The sequence below is a fragment of the Azospirillum sp. B4 genome, from assembly GCF_000333275.1.
Lineage (GTDB): Bacteria > Pseudomonadota > Alphaproteobacteria > Azospirillales > Azospirillaceae > Nitrospirillum.
In genome coordinates this window covers 1-24703 of record NZ_BACU01000556.1, presented here as the reverse complement: position 1 = coordinate 24703, position 24703 = coordinate 1, and the positions used below count along the sequence as shown (strand labels likewise).

Annotated in this window: 25 protein-coding genes; 10 read left to right on the top strand and 15 right to left on the bottom strand. The window is 68.5% G+C overall.

Features of this window, described 5'->3' with window-relative positions:
- The 8 genes from I55_RS25060 to dgt all read right to left on the bottom strand — a co-directional run.
- Positions 1 to 146, bottom strand: a 146-nt coding sequence (locus I55_RS25060; protein ID WP_044563444.1) for an SMC-Scp complex subunit ScpB, incomplete at its 3' end; no start/stop codon positions are given.
- A 90-nt stretch (positions 147 to 236) separates the two neighbouring features.
- Positions 237 to 1076, bottom strand: a complete 840-nt coding sequence (locus I55_RS25055) for a ScpA family protein (protein ID WP_044563443.1) — start codon at positions 1074 to 1076, stop codon at positions 237 to 239.
- A complete protein-coding gene (locus tag I55_RS25050) occupies positions 1076 to 1714 on the bottom strand; it encodes a site-2 protease family protein (protein ID WP_044563442.1) in 639 nt (212 codons plus the stop codon). The genes I55_RS25055 and I55_RS25050 overlap by 1 nt, the downstream gene beginning before the upstream one ends.
- Positions 1715 to 1775: 61 nt before the next feature.
- Positions 1776 to 2822 carry a beta-N-acetylhexosaminidase gene (nagZ, locus tag I55_RS25045; protein WP_044563441.1) on the bottom strand — a complete coding sequence of 349 codons (1047 nt, stop codon included), beginning with the start codon at positions 2820 to 2822 and terminating at the stop codon, positions 1776 to 1778.
- A gap of 12 nt (positions 2823 to 2834) precedes the next feature.
- Positions 2835 to 3803 carry an SPOR domain-containing protein gene (locus tag I55_RS25040; RefSeq protein ID WP_083901411.1) on the bottom strand — a complete coding sequence of 323 codons (969 nt, stop codon included), beginning with the start codon at positions 3801 to 3803 and terminating at the stop codon, positions 2835 to 2837.
- Positions 3804 to 3806: 3 nt separating this feature from the next.
- Positions 3807 to 5561 carry an arginine--tRNA ligase gene (gene argS / locus I55_RS25035; RefSeq protein WP_044563440.1) on the bottom strand — a complete coding sequence of 585 codons (1755 nt, stop codon included), beginning with the start codon at positions 5559 to 5561 and terminating at the stop codon, positions 3807 to 3809.
- A gap of 170 nt (positions 5562 to 5731) precedes the next feature.
- Positions 5732 to 5965, bottom strand: a complete 234-nt coding sequence (locus I55_RS25030; protein ID WP_044563439.1) for a hypothetical protein — start codon at positions 5963 to 5965, stop codon at positions 5732 to 5734.
- A gap of 202 nt (positions 5966 to 6167) precedes the next feature.
- Positions 6168 to 7505, bottom strand: a complete 1338-nt coding sequence (dgt, locus tag I55_RS25025) for a dGTP triphosphohydrolase (RefSeq protein WP_044563438.1) — start codon at positions 7503 to 7505, stop codon at positions 6168 to 6170.
- 195 nt (positions 7506 to 7700) lie between these two features.
- Between dgt and erpA the strand changes: the two genes are divergently transcribed.
- Together erpA and xth are read left to right on the top strand one after the other, a co-directional pair.
- Entirely contained in the window at positions 7701 to 8078 is a 378-nt protein-coding gene (erpA, locus tag I55_RS25020; protein ID WP_044563437.1) for an iron-sulfur cluster insertion protein ErpA, read from the top strand.
- A gap of 188 nt (positions 8079 to 8266) precedes the next feature.
- Complete coding sequence (gene xth, locus I55_RS25015; RefSeq protein WP_044563436.1) at positions 8267 to 9040, top strand: exodeoxyribonuclease III; 774 nt, start codon at positions 8267 to 8269, stop codon at positions 9038 to 9040.
- A 3-nt stretch (positions 9041 to 9043) separates the two neighbouring features.
- Here the strand turns inward: xth and I55_RS25010 are convergent, their stop codons facing one another.
- Complete coding sequence (locus tag I55_RS25010; protein WP_199902712.1) at positions 9044 to 10201, bottom strand: sterol desaturase family protein; 1158 nt, start codon at positions 10199 to 10201, stop codon at positions 9044 to 9046.
- A 219-nt stretch (positions 10202 to 10420) separates the two neighbouring features.
- On the opposite strand from I55_RS25010, the gene I55_RS25005 reads away from it, so the two are divergent.
- Both I55_RS25005 and I55_RS25000 read left to right on the top strand, forming a co-directional pair.
- The gene (locus I55_RS25005) at positions 10421 to 10963 is read left to right on the top strand and encodes an isochorismatase family protein (RefSeq protein ID WP_044563435.1); all 543 of its coding nucleotides are present in this window, start codon (positions 10421 to 10423) and stop codon (positions 10961 to 10963) included.
- A 10-nt stretch (positions 10964 to 10973) separates the two neighbouring features.
- A complete protein-coding gene (locus tag I55_RS25000; protein ID WP_044563434.1) occupies positions 10974 to 11984 on the top strand; it encodes a GlxA family transcriptional regulator in 1011 nt (336 codons plus the stop codon).
- A gap of 26 nt (positions 11985 to 12010) precedes the next feature.
- Here the strand turns inward: I55_RS25000 and I55_RS24995 are convergent, their stop codons facing one another.
- From I55_RS24995 to lptF, 6 genes are all read right to left on the bottom strand, one after another.
- Positions 12011 to 12298, bottom strand: a complete 288-nt coding sequence (locus tag I55_RS24995) for a hypothetical protein (protein WP_044563433.1) — start codon at positions 12296 to 12298, stop codon at positions 12011 to 12013.
- A 160-nt stretch (positions 12299 to 12458) separates the two neighbouring features.
- Positions 12459 to 13304 carry a 16S rRNA (adenine(1518)-N(6)/adenine(1519)-N(6))-dimethyltransferase RsmA gene (rsmA, locus tag I55_RS24990; RefSeq protein WP_044563432.1) on the bottom strand — a complete coding sequence of 282 codons (846 nt, stop codon included), beginning with the start codon at positions 13302 to 13304 and terminating at the stop codon, positions 12459 to 12461.
- Between the two features lie 20 nt (positions 13305 to 13324).
- A complete protein-coding gene (gene pdxA / locus I55_RS24985; protein ID WP_044563431.1) occupies positions 13325 to 14350 on the bottom strand; it encodes a 4-hydroxythreonine-4-phosphate dehydrogenase PdxA in 1026 nt (341 codons plus the stop codon).
- 33 nt (positions 14351 to 14383) lie between these two features.
- Positions 14384 to 15739 (bottom strand): peptidylprolyl isomerase, encoded by a 1356-nt coding sequence (locus I55_RS24980; RefSeq protein WP_049974472.1) that lies wholly within the window; start codon positions 15737 to 15739, stop codon positions 14384 to 14386.
- A gap of 78 nt (positions 15740 to 15817) precedes the next feature.
- Positions 15818 to 16924 (bottom strand): LPS export ABC transporter permease LptG, encoded by a 1107-nt coding sequence (gene lptG / locus I55_RS24975; RefSeq protein WP_044563430.1) that lies wholly within the window; start codon positions 16922 to 16924, stop codon positions 15818 to 15820.
- Positions 16925 to 16928: 4 nt separating this feature from the next.
- Complete coding sequence (gene lptF / locus I55_RS24970; protein WP_044563445.1) at positions 16929 to 18080, bottom strand: LPS export ABC transporter permease LptF; 1152 nt, start codon at positions 18078 to 18080, stop codon at positions 16929 to 16931.
- A 313-nt stretch (positions 18081 to 18393) separates the two neighbouring features.
- Here lptF and I55_RS24965 point away from each other — a divergent pair, with 313 nt between their 5' ends.
- The 6 genes from I55_RS24965 to I55_RS24940 all read left to right on the top strand — a co-directional run.
- Complete coding sequence (locus I55_RS24965) at positions 18394 to 19887, top strand: leucyl aminopeptidase (RefSeq protein ID WP_044563429.1); 1494 nt, start codon at positions 18394 to 18396, stop codon at positions 19885 to 19887.
- An 80-nt stretch (positions 19888 to 19967) separates the two neighbouring features.
- Complete coding sequence (locus I55_RS24960; protein WP_044563428.1) at positions 19968 to 20414, top strand: DNA polymerase III subunit chi; 447 nt, start codon at positions 19968 to 19970, stop codon at positions 20412 to 20414.
- A gap of 87 nt (positions 20415 to 20501) precedes the next feature.
- On the top strand, positions 20502 to 21227 hold the full coding sequence (locus I55_RS24955) for a response regulator transcription factor (RefSeq protein ID WP_044563427.1): 726 nt from the start codon (positions 20502 to 20504) through the stop codon (positions 21225 to 21227).
- Positions 21224 to 22585: an ATP-binding protein gene (locus I55_RS24950; protein WP_044563426.1), complete on the top strand. Its 1362-nt coding sequence runs from the start codon at positions 21224 to 21226 to the stop codon at positions 22583 to 22585. Before I55_RS24955 ends, I55_RS24950 begins: the two co-directional genes overlap by 4 nt.
- A gap of 143 nt (positions 22586 to 22728) precedes the next feature.
- On the top strand, positions 22729 to 23454 hold the full coding sequence (locus I55_RS24945) for a carbonic anhydrase (RefSeq protein ID WP_044563425.1): 726 nt from the start codon (positions 22729 to 22731) through the stop codon (positions 23452 to 23454).
- 12 nt (positions 23455 to 23466) lie between these two features.
- Positions 23467 to 24703: SulP family inorganic anion transporter (locus tag I55_RS24940; RefSeq protein ID WP_044563424.1), on the top strand; the 1237-nt coding region annotated here is incomplete at its 3' end.

The following is a 24703-nucleotide window of genomic DNA, read 5'->3' as shown; positions in this document are numbered from 1 at the left end:
GACGCCGCCACCAGATGCACGCCGCGATGGCTGTAGTGGGACTGTAATTCCGCCAGCAGGCCGCGCAGGTCGGCGCCTTCGCCCAGGCGGGCGGCCAGGGCCGCCTCCTCCACCGGCTCGGCGGAGGCGAACAGCACGGCCTCCATCAGGCGCAGCTGTTCGGCGCGGCGGTCGAAGCCCTTCTTCCGCCTCCCCAGGTGTCCCGGGTGGCGCTTCGGGCGACAGGGTCTCGGCGGTCATGGTTCCTTATCCGTGATCTCGGCGGGCGTCTCGACGCGGCGGACGTAGAGGGGGCCGAAGGTGCCGTCCTGCCGCACCTCCAGCTGGCCGGCCTTGGCCAGCTCCAGCGTGGCGACGAAGGTGGCGGCCAGGGCGGAGCGGGCCTTCAGCTTGTCCTCCCGGCTGGTGCCGCCGCGCCAGTCGGGTGGCAGGAAGCGGTCCAGGCGGGTCCAGTCCGGCAGGCGGCCCAGCATGGCCTCCACCCGGCGGATGGCGTCCTCGATGGTGAACAGGTCCACCGGCGGCAGGTGCAAGGGCCCAACCTTCTGCTGCCGGCGCTTGATGTCGCCATAGGCGCGCAGCAGGTCATACAGCGTCACCTCGGTCACCCGCCGCTCGAACACCGGCAGGTCCTCCGGCGCGCCCCTGGGGAAGACGTCGCGGCCCAGGCGCGGCCGGGCCATCAGGCGGGCGGCGGCGTTCTGCATCGCCTCCAGCCGTTGCAACTGGAAGGCCAGGGCCTGGGCCAATTCCTCGCCCGTCGGCTCTTCCGTCTCCGGCGTGGGCAGCAGCAGGCGGGACTTGAGGTAGGCCAGCCAGGCGGCGGTCACCAGATAGTCGGCCGCCACCTCCAGCCGCAGGCGCCGCGCCTCTTCGACGAAGGCCAGGTACTGCTCGGCCAGCGCCAGGATGGAAATGCGGGTGAGGTCAACCTTCTGGTCACGCGCCAGGGTCAGCAGCAGGTCGATGGGGCCTTCGAATTCCCCCAGGTCGACCAGCAGCGCCGGCTCCCCCTCGGCCAGATCGGCCGTGGGGGGCGCGTCCCATCCCTCATCCTGGCCCTTGGCAGCGGCCATCAGTTCAGCCCCGTCACCTTCATGAGGATGTCGTACAGCAAGGCCACCGGCACGCCCACCACCCAGCGCATGGGGTTCAGGCCGCCCAGGCCCATATGGTCGAAAAGGTAAGGCAGCAGGAAGAAAACGGTAAGCAGGATCATCATGCCCTTGTCCTCCAGCGCCGCGAAGCGCTGGCCCAGGCGCGGGGGCAGCAGGCCGGTCACCACCCGCCCGCCGTCCAGCGGGGGGATGGGCAGCATGTTGAAGACGGCCAGGAACAGGTTGATCTGGATGCCGGCGGTCAGGTTCTGCCCCACCCAGGCCTGGCCCGGACCGGGCAGGAAACCCACCCCCTTCAGCAGCAGCAGGCAGACCAGGGCCAGCAGGATGTTGGTCATGGGGCCGGCCAAGGCCACCAGAATCATGTCCCGCCGGGGATTGCGCAGGTTGCGGAAATCCACCGGCACGGGCTTGGCCCAGCCGAACATGGCCCCGGTGCTGAGGAACAGGGCGGCGGGCAGGATGACGGTGCCGAAGGGGTCGATATGCTTGGCCGGGTTGAAGCTGACCCGCCCCTGCAGATAGGCGGTCCGGTCGCCCAGCTTCATCGCCACCCAGCCGTGCGCCGCCTCATGCATGGTGATGGCGATGATCATCGGCAGGGCGATGACCGTCAGGGTCAGGGCGAGATCTGAAAGGTGGAGGGTTCCACGAAGGTCAGTCCCAATGTCCGACAATGTCTATGAAGCGGGCGCGGCAGGCGGCCACGGTCTGGGGTTCGGCCGGCGCCGGCTGCCCAGGGCGCGCCTGGGCCCGCGCCCAGCGCACNTGCGCTTCNGGCGTCAGGCGGGGCACCACGGCCGCCACCGCCGCCATCTCCTCCACCGTGCCGTTGCAGTGCAGGGCCACGTCGCAGCCGGCGGCCAGGACGGCCACGGCCCGCTGCGGCACCGTGCCGGACAGCGCCTGCATGTCGAGGTCGTCGCTGATCAGCAGGCCGTCGAAACCGATGCGGTCGCGCACGATCTCCCGGATCACGGTGGGTGAGGTGCTGGAGGGCTGGTCGGCATCCACGGCGGTGAACAGGATGTGGGCCACCATGCCCAGCGGCAGATTGGCCAGGGCCTTGAACGGGGCGAAGTCCAGCGCGTCCAGCGTCGCCAGATCCGCCGTCACCGTCGGCAGTTCCTTGTGGCTGTCGGCCATCGCGCGGCCGTGGCCCGGCAGGTGCTTCACCACCGGCAGCACCCCCCCGGCCATCAGGCCGTCGGCCTGGGCGCCGGCCAGCAGGGCGACACGGTCGGCATCGTGCGCGAAGGCGCGATCACCGATGACATCGTGGGCGCCTGGCTGGGGCACGTCGGCCACGGGGGCGCAGTCGACATCGATGCCCATCGGCGCCAGCGTCGCGGCCAGCAAGCGGCCGTGCAGCCACGCGGCTTCCTTGGCCAGGTCGGCATCGGTGACGGCCCCCACCCGCCCCGCCGGCGGCAGCGAGGGCCAGTGTGGCGGGCGCAGGCGGGCCACCCGCCCGCCCTCCTGGTCGATCAGGACGGGGGCGTCGGGACGGCCGACGCTGTCGCGCAGCGCGGCGGTCAGGGCCGCCACCTGTTCTGGCGTCTCGCAGTTGCGCCTGAACAGGATGAAGCCCAGGGGATTGGCCGCCGCGAACAGCGATCGCTCCGCCGCCGTCAGCACCGGGCCGGTGCAGCCGAAGATGACGGCCGCAGGGGTTTCGGGGGCCGGAACGGAGGGTGTGGTCATGGGGGCCGCCCGTCAGTGCGCCAGAATACAGCCGTCCCTGGCCGCCTTCACCGCCTCGCAGATGCGCCGGGCCTGCGCCTCGTCCACCGGCCCCGTCTGGACACGGTAGTACAGGCCTTTGCCTGGAACGTCCGCCTTCACCAGGCGCAGACTCAACCCACCCAGGATGGCGGCATGCTTGCGCTGAAGGCGTTGCAACTCCGCCTGGGCCTGGGCTTCGGACGGGATGGAGGCGAACTGCAGCTTGACCGAAGCGCCACCAGCGGGCGTGGGTGCCGCGGGCGCCGGCGCGGGGGCCGGCGGTGGCAGGGGCTTCTCGGCGGGCTTTTCCACTGGTTTGGGCGCCGGTTGTGCCTGGGGGGGCACCAAGGCGGTGGGCGCGTTGGTCGCTGGCGCAGTCTGGGCCGACACAGGCTGTGCCGGTGCGGCCTGGACCGTCGCGGGCGGCTTGGCGGTTGGCGCCTCGGAAGCGGGCGCCTTGCCGGCCGGGGGCGGGGGCAGCACCGTGGGCGGAAGGACGGCGGGGGCGGTCACCTGGGGCTGGGCTGGCGCCGCAGCCGCCTGTTGCGGCGGTTCAGCCGGTGGCGGGGGCGGCGGCGGTGCCGCCTTGGGCCGTTCCATCGGCGCTTCCGGCGGCGGCAGCAGGCGTTCCACCCCGGGCTCCGTCTTGTTGTCGGCGCGCAGGCGGTCGTAGATCAACCGGTCTTGGTTGGGCACTTCCATCCCGCCGGGCGTTTCCGGCTTCACCTTGGTCGGGCCGGGGTCGGCATGGATGATGGGGGCAACCGCCTCCGTCCCCGCCCGCTGGCCCTGGGTGTAGACGAAGTAGATCAGGCCGCCGAAGCTGCCGACGGCCACCGCGACCACACCCAGGCTCAAAAGCCCGCGCCGGCGCGGGGCCGGCTTGCGCCGCCCCTGCCAGTCGTATCCGGGATCGTAGTCGTAGTCGGGGTCGCCGTGATGGTCGTGCATGTCACTCATGGATCAGCGCAACTCCTCGGCCGGGACCACGCCCATGATGGCGAGGCCGGACGCTATGACCAGCGACACCGCCGTCACCAGGGCCAGGCGGGCCTTGGTCAGGGCGTCGTCGCCTTCAATGATGAAGCGCAGGGTGGCGTCATCCTTGCCCTGGTTCCAGAAGCCATGGAAGGCGGCGGCCAGGTCCTGCAGGTAATAGGCGACGCGGTGCGGCTCATGCGCCTCCGCCGCCGACTCAACCGTGCGCGGCCAGTTCAGCATCAGGCGGATCAGGTCGACCTCCGCCGTTGAGGCCAGCCCATCGAAGGATACCTGGGACAGCGCCTCGGCCGACAGGTCCCAATCGGCGTGCAGGCTGGCGGCCTGGCGCAGGACGGAGCGGCAGCGGGCATGGGCGTACTGCACGTAGAAGACGGGGTTGTCCTTGGACTGCTCCGTCACCTTGGCGTAGTCGAACTCCAGCGTCTGGTCGTTGCGCCGCGTCAGCATGATGAAGCGCACAACGTCGCGGCCCACGGCGTCCATGACGTCGCGCAGCGTGACGAAGGTGCCGGCCCGCTTGGACATCTTCACCGGCTCGCCATTCTGCAGCAGGTGCACCAGCTGGCACAGCTTCACGTCCAGCGCGGCCTCGCCGCCGGAGATGGCCTTGGTCGCCGCCGCCATGCGCTTCACATAGCCGCCGTGGTCCGCACCCCATACGTCGATCAGCACGGGGCAGCCGCGCCGGTACTTGTCGTAATGATAGGCGATGTCGTTGGCGAAGTAGGTCCACGACCCATCGGATTTCTTCAGCGGGCGGTCAACGTCGTCGCCGAACTGGGTCGCCTTGAACAGGGTCTGGGGCCGTGGCTCCCAGTCATCCGGCTTCTTGCCCTTGGGCGGTTCCAGCACGCCGACGTAGATCAAGCCGGCCTCCTCCAGCGCCGCGAAGGCGCGGTCGACGGCGCCATTGTCCACCAGGGCGCGTTCGCTGCTGAACAGGTCATGGTGGATGTTCAGGGAGGCGAGATCCTCCTTGATGCCGGCCATCATCTGGTCAATGGCGAAGCCGCGCACCGGGGCCAGCCACTCCTCCTCCGGCAGGTCGCGCCACTTGGCGCCGTCCCGCTCGGCCAGGGCCTGGCCCACGTCCTTGAGGTATTCGCCCGGGTACATGCCGGCCGGGATCTCGATGCCCGTCTCACCCAGGGCCTCGCGATAGCGCAGGTGGGTGGAGCGGGCCAGGACGTCAACCTGGGCGCCGGCGTCGTTGATGTAATATTCCCGCGTGACGTCATACCCGGCCTTTTCCAGCAGGGCCGACAGGGCGTCCCCCACCACGGCACCCCGGGCATGGGCCGCGTGCAGCGGCCCGGTGGGGTTGGCGGAGACGTACTCCACGTTGACATGGATGCCCTTGCCAATGGTGCTGGCGCCGAAGGCCACACCCTGGGTCAGGACGTCGGCCAGGCGGGCGCGCCAGTAGCCGGGCGCCACACGCAGGTTGACAAAGCCGGGGCCGGCGATGGTGACCTCGGTCACGTCCGGCAGGGCCCGCAGGTGCGGGGCCAGCGCCTCGGCGATGGCGCGCGGCGGCTTGCCCGCCGGCTTGGCCAGCACCATGGCGGCGTTGGTGGAGATGTCGCCATGCGCCGCCTCGCGCGGCGGCTCCACCGTCACGCGGGAGAGGTCCAGCCCGGCGGGAATGCCGCCGTCGGCCGCCAGGGCCTCCAGCGCGCGGCGAACCAGGGCTTCGAATTCCTTGTAAACGTTCATGGCGATAGAACCGGCACAATCCAAAAGAGTCGTGTTCGCCGGTCCATGGTGACCGGCGGCGGGGCACCATACAAGGTTCCAACCGTTCAGGTCATCCGTGTAGTTTCATGAACAGGGGCACGCGTGGGCGGCGCCACTGGCCGGCCGCCCACGGTGTACCAAGCCGCCCCTTAAGGCTTTAGGGTAAAAACCGCCATCGCCGGCAGGGCGAAGGCGCACACCACCTTGTAATCCGGCTTGTTGCCGGGGCCGGTGATCTCGTAGTGGGAGCCGACCTCCACCCCCATCGGCGCCAAGGCGAAAACCGTCACGTTGTTGGCGACAACCGCCGCCGCGGCACCTGCGCCATTGTACACGGTGCCATCAATCCCCTTGACCTGGGCCGGAGAGAAGAAATTCAGCATTTATATCTCCATCGGTGATTGTCGTTGCCCGAAGCAGGCACGGGCGTCCCGCCACGCACCTGCAACTTATCGATTATCATGATGAGAAATATCAGTCTATTAGTTGTTTTGCGTCGCAACAAAACAACCATAAACCAGGCTGCGCCCTATCACAATCCGTCCGGTTGACGCACGTTGGCGTAAGTTCCGCTTACCCGGCGCCTCATCCCGCGATCATCTGCGCCTGGCGGATGGCGAAGCGGTCGGTCATGCCGGCGACGTAGTCCAGCAGGCCCTGCACCCAGCCGGCCCGCTCATAGGGCAACTGGCGCGACTCCGGCATTGTCTCCAGCAGGGAGGCCCAGCGGCGCGGCAGCTTGGCGCCGGGGCCCAGCTTTTCGCGGTCCAACAGGGCCTCGCCATAGGCGTCCAGCAGGGTGGTGATGGTGCGGGCGGCGATGATGTCGGTCTCGCAGCGTTGCTGGCCGCGATAGATACGCTCATGGCTCACCTGCTCGATCCGGCGCAGGGCCTGGGCCCGGTCGGACAGGGTCAGCAGCGGCTTGCAAAAGTCGCCGGCCATCAGGCTGGGCAGGCGGTCCAGAAAGATTTCGGCGGCGTCGCGCACCAGCCGGTCGATGGCCTGGGCGCGCAGGAAGATCAGCTTGCGGTCCTCATCCTCCAGCGTCCTGTAATCCGCCGCCCAGTCTTTCGTCGTATCATCACGGATGAAGGCCAGCAGCAGGTCCTCCGCATGCTCGAAGCTTAGCATGCGCATCTTGGCCGCGTCCTCGATGTCCACCACGTGGTAGCAGGCGTCGTCCGCCGCCTCCACCAGATAGGCCAGCGGGTGGCGGCACCAGGCGCCCTCCCCCTTCTCCACCAGGCCGACCTCGGCCGCCACCTCGGCGAAGACGTCCTGCTCGCTCTCGAAGAAGCCGTACTTGCGCTTGTGCGGGCGCTTGATGGGCCCGCCAGGGATTTCCACGCCCCAGGGGTACTTGCCCCCCGTTCCCAGCGTGGCCGCCGTCAGTTGCAGACCGCCCACGCCGCGCCAGCCCTGCAACCGCGTCAGCACGCGGAAGCCCTGGGCGTTCGCCTCGAACTTGCACAGTTCCGCCTGCTGTACGGGGCTCAGGCCCTCGCGGATGCGGATGCCGATGGCGCTGTCGGCGAACCAGTCGGAGATGATGTCCTCGCCCGTGTGGGCGAAGCACGGCGTGCCGACGTCATGGGCCAGGGAAGCGGCGGCGACCACATGGCCGATGTCGGCCGGCGTCGCCTTCACCTCATAGTCCACGCTGTTCAGGATGGCCGGCCCCACCCACATGCCCAGCGAGCGCCCCACCCGCGCCGCCTCCATGGAATGGGTCAGACGGGAACGCACATAGTCCGACCCGCCGATGCCGTGCACCTGCTGCTTGTCCGCCAGGCGGCGGAAGCTGGTGGTGAAGGTGATGCGGTCGATGTCGATCTCATAGGCGCTGCGGTGCGGCAGTTCCGCGTCGGCCGTCGTCTTTGCCAGGCGCTTGCGCGACAGCAGCCGGTTCCAGTTCATCATCGCCGCATACCTCATGCCAATCCGGTGCGGGCGCCGAATGGTTTCTCGTCCTTTGACGGAACCATTCGGAGCGCCTACATACTATGGGCGTTACAGAGGAACGTGGTCCCTGTCCAGCCGCCTTTTCAACGGCTACGTGGGTTGGGGGCCGGCCCCCTGCAACCGGAAAAGGCCCAAAACCGGAAAGATCCGTCGATGACCGTCACCGACACCGCCGCCCCCGCCGACATCGCCCCGCCGCCCGCCCGCGCCATGAGCCTGAGCGCCAGCGCCGCCAAACGCGTGCGCAAGCTGGCGGAGATGGAGGGCGGGGCCCATGTCATGATGCGCCTGTCCGTATCCGGCGGCGGCTGCTCCGGCTTCCAGTACGGCTTCAGCTTCGACGACACCAGGACCGACGAGGACCACGTGTTCGAGCGCGACGGCGCCAAGCTGGTGGTGGACGACACCTCGCTGGACCTGCTGGCGGGGGGGGAGGTCGACTTCGTCGAGGAATTGGCCGGGTCCTACTTCAAGGTCAACAACCCCAACGCCAGCTCCTCCTGCGGCTGCGGGCAGAGTTTTTCGCTTTAAGCGTTCCCTCAGGTGCCGGGCGCCGGCGTCCGCCGGCTTGGCTATCCTCGCTGCGCCCTACGGTGCTCGCTCCGGCGGACGCGGTCGCGTCCTACAGCGGCATGGTGTGCCGCTGATTATTGAGACCGCTCGCCTTGGGGCGGTCTTCGCTCTAAGGTGCGCCGAAACCGCCTTACGAGAGCCTCCCCATGCGTATCGCCACCTGGAACGTGAATTCGGTCAAAGCCCGCCTGGCCAACGTGACGGAGTGGCTGGACAGCGCCAAGCCGGACGTCGTGCTGTTCCAGGAGATCAAGTGCGAGACGGCGGCCTTCCCGCTGCAGGCCTTCCAGGACCTGGGCTACCACTGCGCCGTGGTGGGGCAGAAGGCCTACAACGGGGTGGCGCTGCTGTCGCGGGATGAGCCGCAGGACGTCATCACCCGGCTGCCCGGCGAACCGGAGGACGAGCAGTCCCGCTATGTCGAGGCCACCGTGGGCGGCGTGCGCATCGCCAGCCTGTACCTGCCCAACGGCAACCCGGTGGGCACGGAGAAATATCCCTACAAGCTGCGCTGGATGGACCGGCTGAAGGCCCACGCCGCCACTTTGCTGGCGCAGGAGATCCCGTTCGTGCTGGGCGGCGACTACAACGTCATTCCCGAGGCGCGCGACGTCTACGACCCCGCCGCCTGGATGACCGACGCCCTGTTCCGGCCCGAGACACGGGCCAAGTTCCGCGAGATCACCCACCTGGGCCTGACGGAGGCCTTCCGCGCCGTCCACCCCACGGCTGAGCGCGCCTACAGCTTCTGGGACTACCAGGCAGGCGCCTGGCCCCGCGACAACGGCCTGCGCATCGACCACTTCCTGCTGTCACCCCAGGCTGCCGACCGCCTGGTGGGGTGTGCCATCGACAAGGAACCGCGCGGCAAGGAAAAGGCGTCGGACCACACGCCGGTCATTCTTGAGTTGGCTGACTGAATTTCACCCTTCCCGCTTGCCTGTCAGCAGTTCCACGGGGCCGCTGAATGGGTAGAGGAACTGGCGGAAGAAGCCGCCGGGGATAGGCTTGACCGTGCCGTAGTGCTGCGGCCACCGATCCTTGGGCTGATGGTAGGTCCGGAACACCATGTCCCATAGAGGGGTGTGGGCGCAGTAGTTGCGGTCCAGCGCCTCCGCGTCCGAGGCATGGTGCCAGTGGTGGAACTGCGGCGTCACGACGACGTAACGCAGCCAGCCCAGGTCCATGGCGATGTTGGAATGGATCAGCACACCCTGCACCGATACGAAGATGATGTAGGCGAAGACCGTGTCCTGCGGGAAACCCAGCAGGAAGATGGGCACCAGGATCAGGGATCGGGTGAACAGCACCTCCAGCACATGCAGGCGGGAACCGGACAGCCAGTCCATGTGCTGGGGCGAATGGTGGACGGCGTGCAGCCGCCACAGCCACGGCACTTCATGATAGGCGCGGTGACTGACGTACTCCACGGCGTCGGCGGCCAGAATGACCAGCAGGAAGCGCACGAATCCCGGCAGGGCCGTCACCTGCGCCTGTACCCAGCCGTTCACCGCCCAGCCGAACACGTCGTGGGCGAAATGGTTGGAGATCAGCAGGAAGGCGCCGATCAGCAGGTGGTTGACGGTGAAATAGCTGAGATCCAACTGCCAGCCGTCCCGCAGCACCGGCTGGTCCGGCGCCACCCGGGGAAGCAGGCGTTCCAGCAGGATGAAAGCGCTGCCAGTAAAGAACAGGTCCAGCACCAGCCAGTCCAGCCCCACCCAGGTGCGCGCTTGGTCGAAATCCTCATAGGGCACATACGGCCCGCCCAGCAGCAGGGCCAGCACCACGGCGCTGATACCGATGGCGCCGGACCGCCGGTGGCGGTTCAGCACGCAGGCCGCCAGCCCCAGGAAGGTCCCAATGCCCATGGACAGCGCCAGGATCAGGCGCAGCAGGTCCATGTTGTAATGCGGCCGCAGATCGGGCGTGGTCAGCCAAGCGGGATAGCGCAAGCACAGCACGGCAGCGATGCTGAGCAGGCCGATGGCCAGGGAGATGCCGCCGGTGACTTGGCTGGACATCAGCCTATCCCAAGGGCCGGCCTTGGTCTTCATACCCGGCACTTCAGCAGGAGCCATGCCCTTCTCCCCGGCGGTGGAAGCGATAGCCACCAGTCAACCAAGATCGTCGCTGGCTTGCAACGATCACGGTGTAACGCGCTGGCTCGGCAGGAGATGCTGGGGAGCATTACATGGCGCAAATTGTCCCATCTTTGTCCGCCGCCTCCATTATCACGTGTTACGCTGCGGGCTAGCATCCAGGTCATCGCTCACCCCCGATGGCAGGAGACAGCCCCAATGACCATCCCCACCGCCCTGATCGTGATCGACGCCCAAGAGTCCTTCCGTCACCGCCCCTATTGGGTGGAGGCGGAGTATCAGGCCTATCGTCCGGCGCAGCAGGCGCTGGTGAACCAGGCCAAAGCCCTGGGTATTCCCGTCGTCCAGGTCTTCCATGTGGACGGCGATGCGCCCTTCAGCTTGGAGTCCGGCACGATCCGCACGCTGGAGGGGTTGGACATCACCCCCGACGTCACCTTCCACAAGGCGCGGCACAGCGCCCTGGTGGGCAGCGGGCTGGACGTCTGGCTGATCAGCCGGGGTATCCGCCGGGTCATCATCTCCGGCGTGCGGACGGAGCAGTGCTGTGAGACCACCACCCGCCATGCCTCCGACCTGGGCTTCGACGTCACCTACGTGACGGAGGCGACGCTGACCTTTCCCATGACCGACGCGCGGGGGCGCACCTGGCCGACGGCGGAGATCAAGGCCGCCACGGAACTGGTGCTGGACGGCCGCTTCGCCCGCATCGCCACCGTCGCCACGGCGTTTGATGCCTGAGGGCCGGCGCATGACCGCATCCATCACCCCCGCCTGCGTCCTGCCGGTCTATGTGGTGCTGCCACCCCGGACCCTGCTGCTGGACGTGGCGGGACCGGTGGAGGTGTTGCGCCGGGCCAACGTGGAACAGGACGGCCTGCGCTTCGCCGTCCGTTACATCGGCCCGGCGCCGTCCCTGGTCAGTTCCATCGGCCTGACGGTGACGGGCATCGAGCCCCTGCCCGACGCCCTGCCGGATGAGGCCATGGTCATGGTGGTGGGCTCGGTGGAACAGATGCTGGGGGATGACCCGACGGATGCCGCCGCCGTCGATGCCGACAACCAGGCCATCGTCGATTGGCTGCGGGGCAATATCCGGCCTGGGCATCGCCTGGTCAGCATCTGTGCCGGCGCCCTGCTGGCGGGGCGGGCGGGGCTGCTGGATGGCCGGTCCTGCACCACCCATTACAGCGATTGCGCGGCGCTGGCCCGCCTGGCGCCCCGGGCGCGGGTGCTGGAGAACCGCCTCTATGTCGAGGACGGGCCGGTGGCGACCAGCGCCGGCGTCACCGCCGGCATCGACCTGATGCTGCACCTGGTGGCGGAGCTGCTGGGGCCGGCCGTCGCCCTGGCGGCGGCGCGGGCCCTGGTGGTCTATCTGCGCCGCGCGGGCGGCGATCCGCAGCTGTCGGCGTGGTTGGAGGGACGCAACCATGTGCATCCAGCGATCCACCGGGTGCAGGACGCCATCACGGCGGACCCCGCCCGCCCGTGGTCGCAGGAAACGCTGGCGGATGTGGCCGGGGCCAGCCCCCGCCATCTGTCACGCCTGTTCAACGAACATACGGGGATGACCCTGCCGGACTATGTGAACCGGCTGCGGGTCGCGCTGGCGGCCCAGTTACTGGGCCATACACGGCTGGACATGGAAAGCGTGGCGGAGCGTGCCGGCTTCGCCTCCACCCGCCAGATGCGGCGCGTCTGGCGGGCTTATTACCCGACATCGCCCAAGGCGGCGCGGGGTACTCCGGGGACTATGTAACCTTCTGGAACGACGGCCCGCGGCGCTCAGAAGCTATGGATACGGGCCACGGCCAGTTGGTCGTGGGCGAAGGCCTGCTTGCTGGCCAGGCAGGCGTTCAGATGATCGGCGCGCTGCCCCCCCTGCTCGGCCCCGGGATAGAGGTCGAACGCGGACTGCGCGCAGCTGGAAAAGGCGGGGTTCTCGTCGGCCACCTGGACGTAATCATGATCGGGGGCGCCGGTGCAGGCGGCGATGGGCAGCAGCACGCCCAGGGTAGGCAGCAGGCGGCCGGGTAGCAGGCGGCGCACCCAATGATTGATCTGCTTGGTCATGGCGTCATCCCCGAATTTCAGCGTCGTTCCGTATCGCAAAGCTAGCGGACCGTTGCGCTGCCGGGAGTGACGACCGTCATAAACGCGTCACCGCTCAGGCATAGAAGCCCCCCGCGTCCCGCATAACAGGCAGAACCGGGCTTAAACGTAGGGGATGGGGTTACTGGGTGTCCTGGTGTGACCGCCAGGCGCGGGCCAGGCGCACGAAGCCGGCTACGTCCACCTCCTCCGCCCGGGCGGTGGGGGCGATGCCCGCCGTCTCCAGCAGGGGTTCCGGCTGGGCGATCAGGACCTTCAGCCCGGCGCGCAGCATCTTGCGTCGCTGGTTGAAGCATGCTGCCACCACCCGCTCCATGTCCCTGAACGCCGGCGCGTCAGCTGGCAGTACGCGGGGGGTGATGTGCACCACCGAAGACATGACCTTGGGCGGCGGGGAGAAGGCCTGGGGCGGAATGTCGAACACCAGCTTGGGCTCGGCCAGCCACTGGCTCATCACCGCCAGGCGGCCATAGTCCTTGGTGCGCGGCTTGGCGACGATGCGGTCCACCACCTCTTTCTGGAACATCAGCGTCAGACTGCGGAATTCCGTGATCTGCCGCAGCCAGCCCACCAGCATGGGCGTGCCCACGTTGTAGGGCAGGTTGGCGACGATGGCGCGGGGGGCGGGGGCGATGGCGGTCATGTCCACCTCCAGCGCGTCCCCCTCCACGATGGTCAGGCGGCCCGCCGCCGCATCGACCACGTCGGCGAGGGCGGCGATGAAGCGGCCGTCCCTCTCCACCGCCACCACCGCCTTGGCATCGCTTTCCACCAGGGCGCGGGTCAGGCCGCCGGGACCGGGGCCGACCTCGATGACGGTGACGCCGCCCAGGTCGCCCGCCGCCGCCGCCACGCGCGCCGTCAGGTTCAAATCCAGCAGGAAGTGCTGCCCCAGCGCCTTGCGGGCCCCCAGGTCGAAACGGGCGATGACGTCGTGCAGGGGCGGCAGATGGGACAGGTCGGTCATGGGAAGGTCTTATCGAGGAATCAGGAGGCCATGGCCCGCTGCCGCGCCAGGCGATCAGCGGACAGCAGGGCCGCCACCAGGCTGGAAGGGCTGGCCTTGCCCGTGCCGGCCAGCGACAGGGCCGTGCCATGGTCAGGCGAGGTGCGGATGAAGGGCAGCCCCAGCGTGATGTTCACGCCGGTATCGAAATCCAGGGTCTTCAGCGGGATCAGCCCCTGGTCATGGTACTGGCAGATGACGGCGTCATACATCGCCCGCGCGCCGGCGTGGAACAGCGTGTCGGCCGGCAGCGGGCCGGTGACGGCCAAGCCTTCCGCCTTGAGGATGGCCACGGCGGGGGCGATGATCTCCATCTCCTCCCGCCCCATGGCGCCCCCTTCCCCCGCATGGGGGTTAAGGGCGGCCACGGCCAGGCGTGGCTGGGCGATGCCGAAGTCACGGCGCAGGGCCTGGCAGGTCACGCGCGCCGTGTGCAGCAGCACATCGGACGTCAGCAGGCCGGCCACGTCCTTCAGCGCCACATGGATGGTGGCCAGCGCCACCCGCAGGCCGCCGCCCTCCAGCAGCATGACGGGCTCATCCTTCAGGCCGGCCAGATGGGCCAGGTACTCGGTGTGGCCGGGGTGGCGGAAGCCGGCGGCGTACAGGCTGCTTTTCTGAATGGGGTTGGTGACCACGGCGGCCGCCTGCCCCGCCCGTACCAGATCCACCGCCCGGTCGATGCTGGCGATGACAGCGCCGCCGTTGGCCGGATCCGGGCGGCCGGGGATGACGGGGGCGGCCAGTTCCTGGGGCAGCACCGGCAGACCGTTGTCGAAGGCCGCCATCGCCTCGGCCGGATCGGCGATCTCCCGCACCGGCACGGGCAAGCCCGTCGCATGCCCAAGGACCGCGAGGCGCACCGGATCATCGATCAGGAAGAAGGGGGGAAGGTTCCGCTCTCGCCGCTGGCGCCAGGCCATCAGCGCGATCTCGCCGCCGATGCCCGCCGGTTCCCCCATGGTCAGGGCCAGCGGCAAATTGGGGGCGGACGGCGCGGCGGTCATGGCGGACTACGGGGGGCGTGGCGCCCCCCGCCCTCAGCTGCGGATGTCGATGGTGGCGGCTCGCCGCAGGTCGCGCAGGTTGCGCCGCTGCAGCATGTCCATGCGCTCGCCGCCGATGACGTTGGCCACCTGGTCCCGCGGCGGGGCGCTGCCCTCCGGCACCTTGCGATCGCACACCATCAGCAGCATCAGGCCGGCCTGGGTTTCGAGGGGGTCGGTGGCCTGGCCCACGCCCAGGCGGCCAATCAGCTTGGCCACGTCACCGGGGATGTCGCCCAGCCGGGTCATGGCCTGCGCGCGGGTGGCGGCGCCCGGCAGGTTGGCCTTGGCGGCGGCGGCCAGGGCATCGCAGCTGTGGGAGCTGTCGCCGATCTTCTTCACGGCCTGGCCCAGGGCCTGGACGTCGCTGCCCGGCGGCACCGGCACCACCACCTGGCCGACGGAGACCTGGATGTCGTTGGGGTCGCCGGCGGTCACCAGCCGTTCGTCGCGCACCAGGAAGATGTAATAGCCACCGGCGCCCCGCAGGGGCACCGACACCTGGCCCGTGGGCAGGCGCTGCAGCGCCCGGTCCAGCGCCGGCTCCAGCTGGCCCTGCTGCACCCAGCCCATGTCGCCGCCGGCCGCGGCCGTGGCGCTCTGCGAAAACTGCTGCGCCACGGCGGCAAAATTGGCGCCGTGGGTGATTTCGCCCACCAGCTTGTCAGCCAGCTGGTGCGCTTCCTGGTCCAGCTTGGGATTGTCGACGGAGATGAAAATCTCGGTCAGCAGGTATTCCGGCTTGCCCGCGTTGGCGATGATGCGCTGGGTGCGGCTATCGATCTCCTCATCGCTCACCTGGATGGTGGGACGGATGCGGCGCTGCACCACCTTGTTCCAGGCGATGTTGGCGCGCATCTGCTCCTTGAGGGAGGAAACGGGAACGCCGCTACGCTCCAGCGTATTGGCGAACTCCTCCGGCGACGGCGCCTTGTTCTGCTTGGCCAGGCGCGCGAACTCGCGGTCCACCTCCTCGTCCGTGACCACCAGGTTCTGCTTCTTGGCTTCCTGCAGTTCCAGCTTCTCGTCGATCAGCAGGCGCAGCACCTGGGGCTTCAGCTTCTGGGCCACGTCAGGGGTGTCGGGCAGGCCGGTGTTGATGATGGCGAGGCGCATGCGACCGGACAGGTCGGTCTGGGAGATGGCCTCGTCATTCACCACGGCGACGATGCGTTCCTCCTGCTGCCCCATGGTGGGCGTCGCGCGGGGGCCCGGCAGCGCCATGCCGTTGGCGGCGGTCGCCGTGCGGGGGCCGGCCAGCTGCGCCAGCGCGGGCGTGGCCAGGCAGGTGGTCAAGGCCAGGCCAAAGGCGAACGCGGCAGCGGCGGAACGGCGGGAGAGTTGGATCATCTGACCTTACCGAGAAAGCGAGGAACGGAACTTATAGTGCCAAGGATGGTCGAAGGCAAACGGACGCGGGGCGGCCGTTCAGCCGTCCTCAAGATGCAGCAAGGCCGCTGCGCCCAGCATCAGGCAGATGCCGGCCGGCGCCCAGGCCGCCAGGAACACTGGCAGCACGCCGCTGCGTCCTAGGGCCAGGATGATGTTCTGGCTGACGAACAGCACCAGCGCCGTCAGCAGGCCGGTGCCCAGCATCTGCAGGGTGCCGCCCCGGCGGGTGTGCCGCAACGAGAAGGTGCCAGCCAGGAACACCATGGCGCAGAAGAACGCGGGCACGGCCAGCATCGATTCGTAATACATGCGGTGTCGGACCGACGACAGGCCCGTCTGCTCCAGCGTCTGGATGAAGCCGGGCAATTCCCAGAAGGACAAGGTGTCAGGCTGGGCGAAGCTTTCCTGGATGCGGGCCTCGGTCAGGTCCGTGGGCAGCGCCGTCACGTCCACATGCTCGGTGGGGCGGCCCGGCCGGTTCAGCCAGGCGTTGCGCAGCACCCACCGGCCCTTCTGCAATTCCGCCGTGTCGGAATCCAGGCGGCCCACCGGGATCTGGTTGTCGCCGTTGAACAGCAGGATGGTGACGGTGCGCAGGTTGACCGGCTTGCCCGGCCCAACCGATTCCGCATGGATCAGGTAGTTGCCGTTCTCCCCCTCCTGCACCTGGCGCAGCCAGACGCCGGAGCGCGCCACGTCCAGCGAGCTCTGCTGGCCGCGCAGGTAGCGGCTTTCCAGCTGTTCGTACCGGGTCAGCATGGTGGCGAACACGGGGCTCAACAGGGTGATGTGGATGACGCCGGCCGCCAGCGCGGTCATCAGCACCGGGGTCATGAACTGCCAGACGGAGATGCCGGCGGCGCGCACCACCACCAGCTCCTGGCTGCGGGTCATGCGGAAGAAGGTGTACATGGCACCGAACAGCACGCCGAAGGGGAAGATTTGCTGCCCTATCTCCGGCAGTTTCAGGATGGCCATGCCCAGCACGATCTGGAAGGTGGCGTCGGTCTTGGCCGCGGCGCGGCGCAACAGCTCCACCGTGTCCAGCAGCAGGACCAGCGCCAGCATGCCGCCCAGGATGACAAGGAACCAGAAGACGAACTGGCGGGTGATGTACACGGACATCGTCGGGGAAATGCGCATGGGATCAGGCGGCCTTTCCACCCATCGGTCCGGCGGAGGGCGGGCCGGCCGGCACCGGACGGCCCGCCCCTTTGACGCGGCGCCAGTTCTGCAAATACCAATAGCCGGCCATCACGGGCAGCAGGCCGACCGCGTACATGACGAAGTTGAACACCTGGGTCTTCACAGCCAGGTTGGAGATACCCAGCATCGAAGCCTGAAGCAGCATGCCGAAAACGACGGCCAGGGCGATGCGCCGGGCCTGGCCGCGGCGGGAGAATTCACCCGACATCAGCGCCGTCAGCGCGATCATGGCGAAGGCCGGCGCCAGCAGCGGCGTGGCGAAGCGCTGGTGCAGCTCCTGGTTCAGGCGGGGCCGCAGCTGGGTGTCGATGGGGTTGCCGGTGTCGAACACCAGGTCGCTGAGTGGCCGTTCACGCGGGTCGGGCCAGCGCGGCGCCTCCCCGGCGTTCAGCACCTTCAGGTCCACGGTGTAGCGCTTGAATTCCAGATTGGAGGCATGACCGGTGTCGCGGTCGTATTCCTGGCGCACGCCATCATAGACGATGACGCGGGGGCCCGCCTCCGCTGTCACCAGGATGCCGTGGTCGGCGATGGTGGTCACCGGGTGCTGCGGCTTGCTGGCGTCATAGATGATCAGGCCGCTCAACATCCCCTCCGCCCCGCGCTGGCGCACATAGACGGTCTTGCCCTCGCCCACGTCGTTGAACATGCCTTCACGCAGCAGGACGGAGGAATAGTCGGTCCGGATTTCCTCCCGCAGGCGCACGAACTCACGTTGTGCCGCTGGCGCCAGGAACAGGTTCAACAGCAGGCAGAGGAACAGCACGGCGGCCGACAACTGCAGCGCCGGCCGGGCCAGGGTGATGGGCCCCATGCCTGCGGCGCGCATCACCACCAGCTCGCTGTCCAGGGTCAGGCGGTTATAGGTGAACAGCGTGGCGATCAGCACGCCCCAGGGCATGACCAACGCCAGGAAGGTGGGCAGGGTGGAAAAGGCGAGACGCAGGAACATGCTGATCGGCGCGCCGCCCTCCACCACCAGCTGGATCAGGCGCAGCGACTGCGTCATCCAGATGGTCGAGGACAACCCGGCCGTGATGAAAACCATCGCCACGACGAGGTTGCGCGACAAATACCGGCCGATAAGGTTCATCGTGCTCCACAACACCAAAAACGGAACCGCGCCGATTTCCATCTGGCGACGCGGCTGGCCCGGGCCACTATAGTGTCCCACACTTTGGCGAAACCAGGGCACTTTGCCCCACCCGACGGGCAGTGACACGGCTGTTCTTATCGACTCCCGTCTCGGGAAACAACCGCCAGGGAGAATGGGGCTGGATTTCGAGCGTTGACGTACAACATTGAGAAATCCTGTATACGACTACCAACGCCATAAGGCGAAGCCATCGGACGGCAACGGAAGCCTCAGGGCCCCGCCGTCCAAAGGGACGACCAAGAGAGGCAAGATGAAGATCGCTTACGCCCAATCCGCCCTGCCGCAATCCGGGGTGCTGGCCATCACCGTGTCGCAGGGGCGCGGGCTGGGCAGCCTGGGCGCCGAACTGGACCAGAAGGCCGGCGGCGCGCTGGCCCGGGCCATGGAAGCGGGCCGCTATACCGGCAAGGCGGATGAGACGCTGACCCTGCTGGCCCCCGCCGGCACCGACTATTCGCGCATCGTGCTGCTGGGCATCGGCCCGGCGGAAAAGGTGACGGATCTGTCGGCCCAGTCCCTGGGCGGCACGGTCGCGGCCAGCCTGGCCCGCGTGGGCGACTCCGACGTCACCCTGGTGCTGGACGATCACGCCGGCCTGGTGCTGCCGGCCGCCACCGTCGCCGCCAATGTCGGCTTCGGCGCCCGCCTGCGCAGCTACCGTTTCGACAAGTACCGGACGAAGGAGCCGAAGGACCAGAAGCCGACGCTGAAGAAGCTGACCCTGGCCACAGCCGAGCATTCCGCCGCCAAGAAGGCCTACGGCAAGCTGGAGAAGATCGCCGACGGCGTCTTCCTGACCCGCGACGTGGTGTCGGAGCCGCCGAACGTCATATACCCCGAGACCCTGGCGGAGCGTTGCCAGGCCCTGGCCGAACTGGGCGTCGAGGTCGAGGTGCTGGACGAGAAGAAGATGGCCAAGCTGGGCATGGGCGCCCTGCTGGGCGTGGGCCAGGGCTCGGCCAAGCCGCCGCGCCTGGTGATCATGCGCTGGAACGGCGGCGCGAAGAACGACGCGCCGTTGGCCTTCGTGGGCAAGGGCGTCACCTTCGACACCGGCGGCATCTCCATCAAGCCGTCCGGCGGCATGGAAGACATGAAGTGGGACATGGCCGGCTCGGGCGCTGTCATTGGCCTGATGGCCGCGCTGGCCGGCCGCAAGGCCAAGGCCAACGTCGTCGGCGTGGTGGCCCTGGTGGAGAACATGCCCGACGGCAACGCCCAGCGTCCGGGCGACGTCGTCACCTCCATGTCCGGGCAGACGATCGAGGTGCTGAACACCGACGCCGAGGGCCGCCTGATCCTGGCCGACGCGCTGTGGTACACCCAGGCCACCTTCAAGCCGAAGTTCATGATCGACCTGGCCACACTGACCGGCGCCATCATCGTGTCGCTGGGCAATGAGCATGCCGGCCTGTTCTCCAACAACGACGAGCTGTCGCAGCGCCTGACGGATGCCGGCCTGAAGACGGGCGAGACCCTGTGGCGCCTGCCGCTGGGCGCCGCCTACGACAAGGACATCGACTGCGACGTCGCCGACATGAAGAACATCGGCAGCCCGGGCAAGGCCGGCAGCATCATCGGCGCCGTTTTCCTGCAGCGCTTCGTCAACGATGTGCCGTGGGCCCACCTGGACATCGCCGGCACCGCCTGGATTAAGAAGGATGGCGCCACGGTGCCCAAGGGCGCCTCTGGCTATGGCGTCCGCCTGCTGGACCGGCTGGTGGCGGATTACTACGAGGGCTGACAAACACCCGCGTAGTGAGGATAAGATCGGGGGCGGTCCGGGTTCCGGGCCGCCCCTTTTCTTTTCCTGGACCGCCGCTCATGACCGAGGTCAACTTCTATCACCTGCAGCGCAGCAGCCTGGAACAGACCCTGCCCGACCTGCTGGAGCGGTCGCTGGCGCGCGGCTGGCGGGCGGTGGTGCTGTCCACGGTGGTCGACCGGTCGGAACAACTGGCCCAGCACCTGTGGACTTGGCGGCCGGACAGCTTCCTGCCCCACGGCACGGCCAAGGACGGCCACCCCGCCGACCAGCCCATATGGCTGACGGCGGAAGATGAACGGCCCAACGACGCGCAGGTACTGTTCCTGACCGATGGCGCCACCAGCGCCCGCATGGCCGAATACGTCCGTGTCTGCGACATCTTCGACGGTATCGATCCAGACGCCGTGGCCGCCGCCCGCCAGCGCTGGAAGGCCGCCAAGGAGGCAGGGATGGACCTGACCTATTGGCAGCAGACCGACAAGGGCTGGGAAAAGAAGGCGTGAGGCGGCTTTCCCATCTTCTGTGCATATGCAGCATGGATTGACACGGGCGCCCCTGGAAAGACGCTGGCCGGCCCTTATTTAAGGCCGATGAACAGCCTATCCATAGCGCGCATCCTGCTGGTCGAAGACGATCCGGCGATGCGCACCCTGATCCTGCGCGTGCTCAAGGAAAACGGGTTCGAAGCCACGGGCGTGCGCGACGGCCGCGACATGGCCGACGCGCTAGGCCAGGGCAGCTTCGACCTGGTGCTGCTGGACGTCATGCTGCCGGGGCAGAGCGGCCTGGACATCTGCCGCGAGCTGCGGCGCACCAGCCAGGTGCCCATCATCATGGTCAGCGCCCATGGCGAGGAGATCGACATGGTGCTGGGGCTGGAGATGGGGGCCGACGACTACGTGCCCAAGCCCTTCCGCGCCAAGGAGCTGCTGGCCCGCATCCGCGCCCTGCTGCGCCGGGCCGGCAACGGCAATGGCGAGGCCGGGACCATCGGCGCCCCCCCGCAGGACGTGATGGCCTTCGCCGGCTGGCGCCTGGACCGCCGGCGGCGTGAGCTGACCGACCCGGATGGCGTGGCCGTGGACCTGTCGGGGGCGGAGCACGACCTGCTGGTCAGCTTCCTGGAGAACCGCCAGCGGGTCATCGGGCGCGAGCGCCTGCTGGAACTCTCTCGCGCGCGCCTGGGCGAGGTGAACGACCGCAGCGTCGACGTGCTGGTCAGCCGTCTGCGCCGCAAGCTGGGCGATGACAACCGGCTAATCCGCACGGTGCGCGGCGTGGGCTATATCTTCACCGCCGACGTCAGCATCCTATGATCGATGACCTGCTGAGCCGCGTCGCCCGCCTCTGGCCCCGCAGCCTGATCGCCCGCCTGGGCGTGGTGGTGTTCGGCGCCGTGCTGCTGGCGGTCATCGGCAACGCCATCGTGCTGGGCCAGGCGGAACAGCATTACGGCGACGAAAGCCAGACCTGGCACATCGCTGAGCAGGTGGAGACGGCGGGCCACGTGCTGTCGGCCATCGACCCCGCGCGGCGGCAGACGGTGGCGGCCTCCCTGTCCTCCCCCTACCTCACCTTCACCTGGGCGGAAGGCACGGCAGGGCGGCCGGACCAGGGCGACACGCCGGCCAGCTGGCTGCTGCGCCATGAGATGATCGAGCATCGTCCCGCCCTGTCCGCCCTGGACCTGCGGCTGCGCACCGCCACGGAAACCCGCGTGAAGGCCTTCGACGGCAGCCTGGGCCTTACCGACGGCAGCGTGCTGACCTTCAACGTCACCAACCTGCCCTCCCCCGTGCCCGTCATCTATGCCCAGTTGGGGTCCATCGCGCTGCTGTCCATCGGCGTGCTGCTGATGGCCCTGTTCCTGGTGCAGACCCTGGCCGCCCCCCTGCGCATCCTGGTGAAGGCGGCGGACGCCGTGGGTAACGGCCCGCCGATCTTCATTCCCCTGCGCGGGCCCCAGGAGATCCAGCAGGTCGCCCAGGCGTTCAACGCCATGCAGCGGCGCATCGACCGCCTGATCACCAGCCGGACCGAGGCGTTGGCCGCCGTCTCCCACGACCTGCGCACCCCCATCGGCCGCCTGCGCCTGCGCGCCGGCTTCCTGCCCAGTGCCGAGGAGCGGGCCGCCTTCGACAGCGACCTGGATGAGATGCAGGGCATGGTCAACGACCTGCTGGACTATCTGGGTGGGGAGGAGGATCCGGAGAAGCCGCGGCGCACCGACCTGCCGGCGCTGTTGTCCACCCTGGTGGACAACGCCACGGACGCCGGCCATGTGGCCAGTTACGACGGTCCCGATCGCCTGGCGCTGGACATGCGCCCCCTGGGCATGCGCCGCGCCTTTTCCAACATCATCAACAACGCCATCGCCTATGGCGGCGCCGCCCGGGTCGAGGTGCGCGACACCGGCGTCTCAGCCCTGATCGCCATCAGCGACGATGGTCCCGGCATCCCGGAGGCGCAGTTCGACACGGTGTTCGAACCCTTCCACCGGCTGGAGGAATCCCGCAACCGCGGAACGGGTGGCACCGGCCTGGGCCTGACCATCGCCCGCCAGGCGGTGGTGCGCGAAGGCGGCACCATCAGCCTGCGCAACCGGCCGGAGGGCGGGCTCACAGTCACTATTACGATTCCGAAACGGAATGAGCCGCTGAAAAAGCGCGGCTGACACACTTTGTCATAATCGAAACGTATCCGGGAAAAACTAGGGCGTTACGTGTTGATGGCCCCCAACGGGGACGGTGTTTCCAGGCGTTCAGCGCCAAGCGCCGTCCGGCCGGGGATCATCGATCAACGCGAGGGTTTCCCATCATGGACAGCATCATCGACGGCGTGTCGCACTTCCGATCTGTTGTCTTCCACGAGCAGCGCTCCCTCTACCAACGCCTGGTCCACCACGGCCAGCAGCCCAAGGCCCTGGTCATTTCCTGCGCCGACAGCCGCGTCGTGCCGGAGATCATCACCCAGAGCGGCCCTGGTGAGCTGTTCGTCTGCCGCAACGCCGGCAACATCGTGCCGCCCTTCAGCCAGATGAACGGCGGCGTGTCCTCCGCCATCGAATACGCGGTGGTCGGCCTGGGCGTGGTCGACATCGTCGTCTGCGGCCATTCCGACTGCGGCGCCATGAAGGCCCTGCTGAAGCCGGAGGCGCTGAAGGACATGCCCAACGTGGCGGCCTGGCTGCGCCACGCAGAAAGCGCCCGGCATGTCCTGCGCGAGGCCTACAGCCTGCTGCCGGAGGCTGAGGCCGCCCGGGTGCTGGCGATGGAGAACGTGGTGGCGCAGTTGAACCACCTGCGCAGCCACCCTTCCGTCGCCGCGAAGCTGGCCTCCGGGCAGTTGAACCTGCACGGCTGGTTCTTCGACCTGGAAAGCGGGCACATCCTGGCGCTGGACGGCGACACGGGCAAGTTCCTGCCCGTGGGCGACCGGAACCAAACCCTGCAGGTCGCCGTGCGCGGTACGCGCCGGGCCGTGGCCGACCCCTGCTGCGGTCATACCCACGGTAACGCCTCCCACGTCACCGCCGCCGAATAAGGGACGGGATCCATGCAACGTCTCCTACCCGCCACGCTGGCGCGGGATCTGCCCGCCTCCATCGTGGTCTTCCTGGTGGCGATGCCCCTGTGCATGGGCATCGCCATCGCCTCGGGCGCCCCGCCGGAAAAGGGGCTGATCACCGGCATCATCGGCGGCATCGTCGTGGGCCTGCTGGCCGGATCGCCCCTGCAGGTCAGCGGCCCCGCCGCCGGGCTGGCGGTCATTGTCTTCGAGCTGATCCGGGATGCCGGCATCGGCGCGCTCGGCCCTGTGCTGATCATGGCGGGGCTGATCCAAATGGCGGCGGGCGTGCTGAAGCTGGGGCAGTGGTTCCGCGCCATCTCCCCCGCCGTGGTGCACGGCATGCTGGCCGGTATCGGCGTGCTGATCGTGGCGGGCCAGTTGCATGTCATGCTGGACGCCAAGCCGCAGGCGGGGGGCCTGGCCAACATCCTGACGGCGCCGGCCGCCTATTTCGGCCTGTTCCCCTTCACCGGGGACGCGGCGGAGGCGGCGCTGGGTATCGGCCTGCTGACCATCGCCACCATGCTGGTGTGGGAGTGGGCCCGGCCCCAGCGGCTGCGCCTGGTGCCGGGCGCCCTGGTCGGCGTGGTCGTCGCCACCCTGGCCGCCACCCTGCTGAACCTGCCGGTGGCCAAGGTGGCCGTCCCTGAAAGCCTGTGGGGCAGCATCCAGCCGCCGGACTTCGCCGCCGGCTTTGGCCTGTTCGAGCCCAAGCTGATCGTCCTGGCGGTGGCCATCGCCTTCATCGCCAGCGCCGAGACCCTGCTGTCGGCGGCGGCCGTGGATCGCATGCATGACGGGGTGCGCACCAATTACAACAAGGAACTGACCGCCCAGGGCGTGGGCAACCTGCTCTGCGGCCTGGCGGGCGCCCTGCCCATGACCGGCGTCATCGTCCGCAGTTCCGCCAACGTGCAGGCCGGCGGCGCCACTCGCGCCTCCACCATCCTGCACGGCGTGTGGATCCTGGGGGCGGTCGCCCTGCTGCCCTGGCTGCTGCGGGCCATCCCCATGTCGGCCCTGGCCGGCGTGCTGGTGGTCACCGGCTATCGCCTGGTCAGTGTCGCCCATGCCCGCCACCTGTTCGAACGCTACGGCGCCCTGCCCGCCACCATCTGGGCCGTCACCCTGGTCACCGTTGTCGGCACCGACCTTCTGACCGGCGTACTGGTCGGCCTGGGCCTCAGCCTGATCGAACTGCTGCCCCAGGTACGCCGCCTGC

Bases quoted from the DNA above. Each gene is read 5' to 3' on its own strand.
- I55_RS25000 (WP_044563434.1), top strand. From the start codon at position 10,974: ATGACCGCATCCATCACCCCCGCCTGCGTCCTGCCGGTCTATGTGGTG.
- I55_RS24965 (WP_044563429.1), top strand. From the start codon at position 18,394: ATGAAGATCGCTTACGCCCAATCCGCCCTGCCGCAATCCGGGGTGCTG.
- I55_RS24995 (WP_044563433.1), bottom strand. From the start codon at position 12,298: ATGACCAAGCAGATCAATCATTGGGTGCGCCGCCTGCTACCCGGCCGC.
- argS (WP_044563440.1), bottom strand. From the start codon at position 5,561: ATGAACGTTTACAAGGAATTCGAAGCCCTGGTTCGCCGCGCGCTGGAG.
- I55_RS24955 (WP_044563427.1), top strand. From the start codon at position 20,502: ATGAACAGCCTATCCATAGCGCGCATCCTGCTGGTCGAAGACGATCCG.
- lptG (WP_044563430.1), bottom strand. From the start codon at position 16,924: ATGCGCATTTCCCCGACGATGTCCGTGTACATCACCCGCCAGTTCGTC.
- I55_RS24950 (WP_044563426.1), top strand. From the start codon at position 21,224: ATGATCGATGACCTGCTGAGCCGCGTCGCCCGCCTCTGGCCCCGCAGC.
- xth (WP_044563436.1), top strand. From the start codon at position 8,267: ATGCGTATCGCCACCTGGAACGTGAATTCGGTCAAAGCCCGCCTGGCC.
- I55_RS25040 (WP_083901411.1), bottom strand. From the start codon at position 3,803: ATGAGTGACATGCACGACCATCACGGCGACCCCGACTACGACTACGAT.
- I55_RS24960 (WP_044563428.1), top strand. From the start codon at position 19,968: ATGACCGAGGTCAACTTCTATCACCTGCAGCGCAGCAGCCTGGAACAG.
- I55_RS25050 (WP_044563442.1), bottom strand. From the start codon at position 1,714: ATGATCATCGCCATCACCATGCATGAGGCGGCGCACGGCTGGGTGGCG.
- I55_RS25055 (WP_044563443.1), bottom strand. From the start codon at position 1,076: ATGGCCGCTGCCAAGGGCCAGGATGAGGGATGGGACGCGCCCCCCACG.
- I55_RS25030 (WP_044563439.1), bottom strand. From the start codon at position 5,965: ATGCTGAATTTCTTCTCTCCGGCCCAGGTCAAGGGGATTGATGGCACC.
- dgt (WP_044563438.1), bottom strand. From the start codon at position 7,505: ATGATGAACTGGAACCGGCTGCTGTCGCGCAAGCGCCTGGCAAAGACG.
- rsmA (WP_044563432.1), bottom strand. From the start codon at position 13,304: ATGACCGACCTGTCCCATCTGCCGCCCCTGCACGACGTCATCGCCCGT.
- erpA (WP_044563437.1), top strand. From the start codon at position 7,701: ATGACCGTCACCGACACCGCCGCCCCCGCCGACATCGCCCCGCCGCCC.
- I55_RS25005 (WP_044563435.1), top strand. From the start codon at position 10,421: ATGACCATCCCCACCGCCCTGATCGTGATCGACGCCCAAGAGTCCTTC.
- I55_RS24980 (WP_049974472.1), bottom strand. From the start codon at position 15,739: ATGATCCAACTCTCCCGCCGTTCCGCCGCTGCCGCGTTCGCCTTTGGC.
- I55_RS24945 (WP_044563425.1), top strand. From the start codon at position 22,729: ATGGACAGCATCATCGACGGCGTGTCGCACTTCCGATCTGTTGTCTTC.
- I55_RS25010 (WP_199902712.1), bottom strand. From the start codon at position 10,201: ATGGCTCCTGCTGAAGTGCCGGGTATGAAGACCAAGGCCGGCCCTTGG.
- lptF (WP_044563445.1), bottom strand. From the start codon at position 18,080: ATGAACCTTATCGGCCGGTATTTGTCGCGCAACCTCGTCGTGGCGATG.
- pdxA (WP_044563431.1), bottom strand. From the start codon at position 14,350: ATGACCGCCGCGCCGTCCGCCCCCAATTTGCCGCTGGCCCTGACCATG.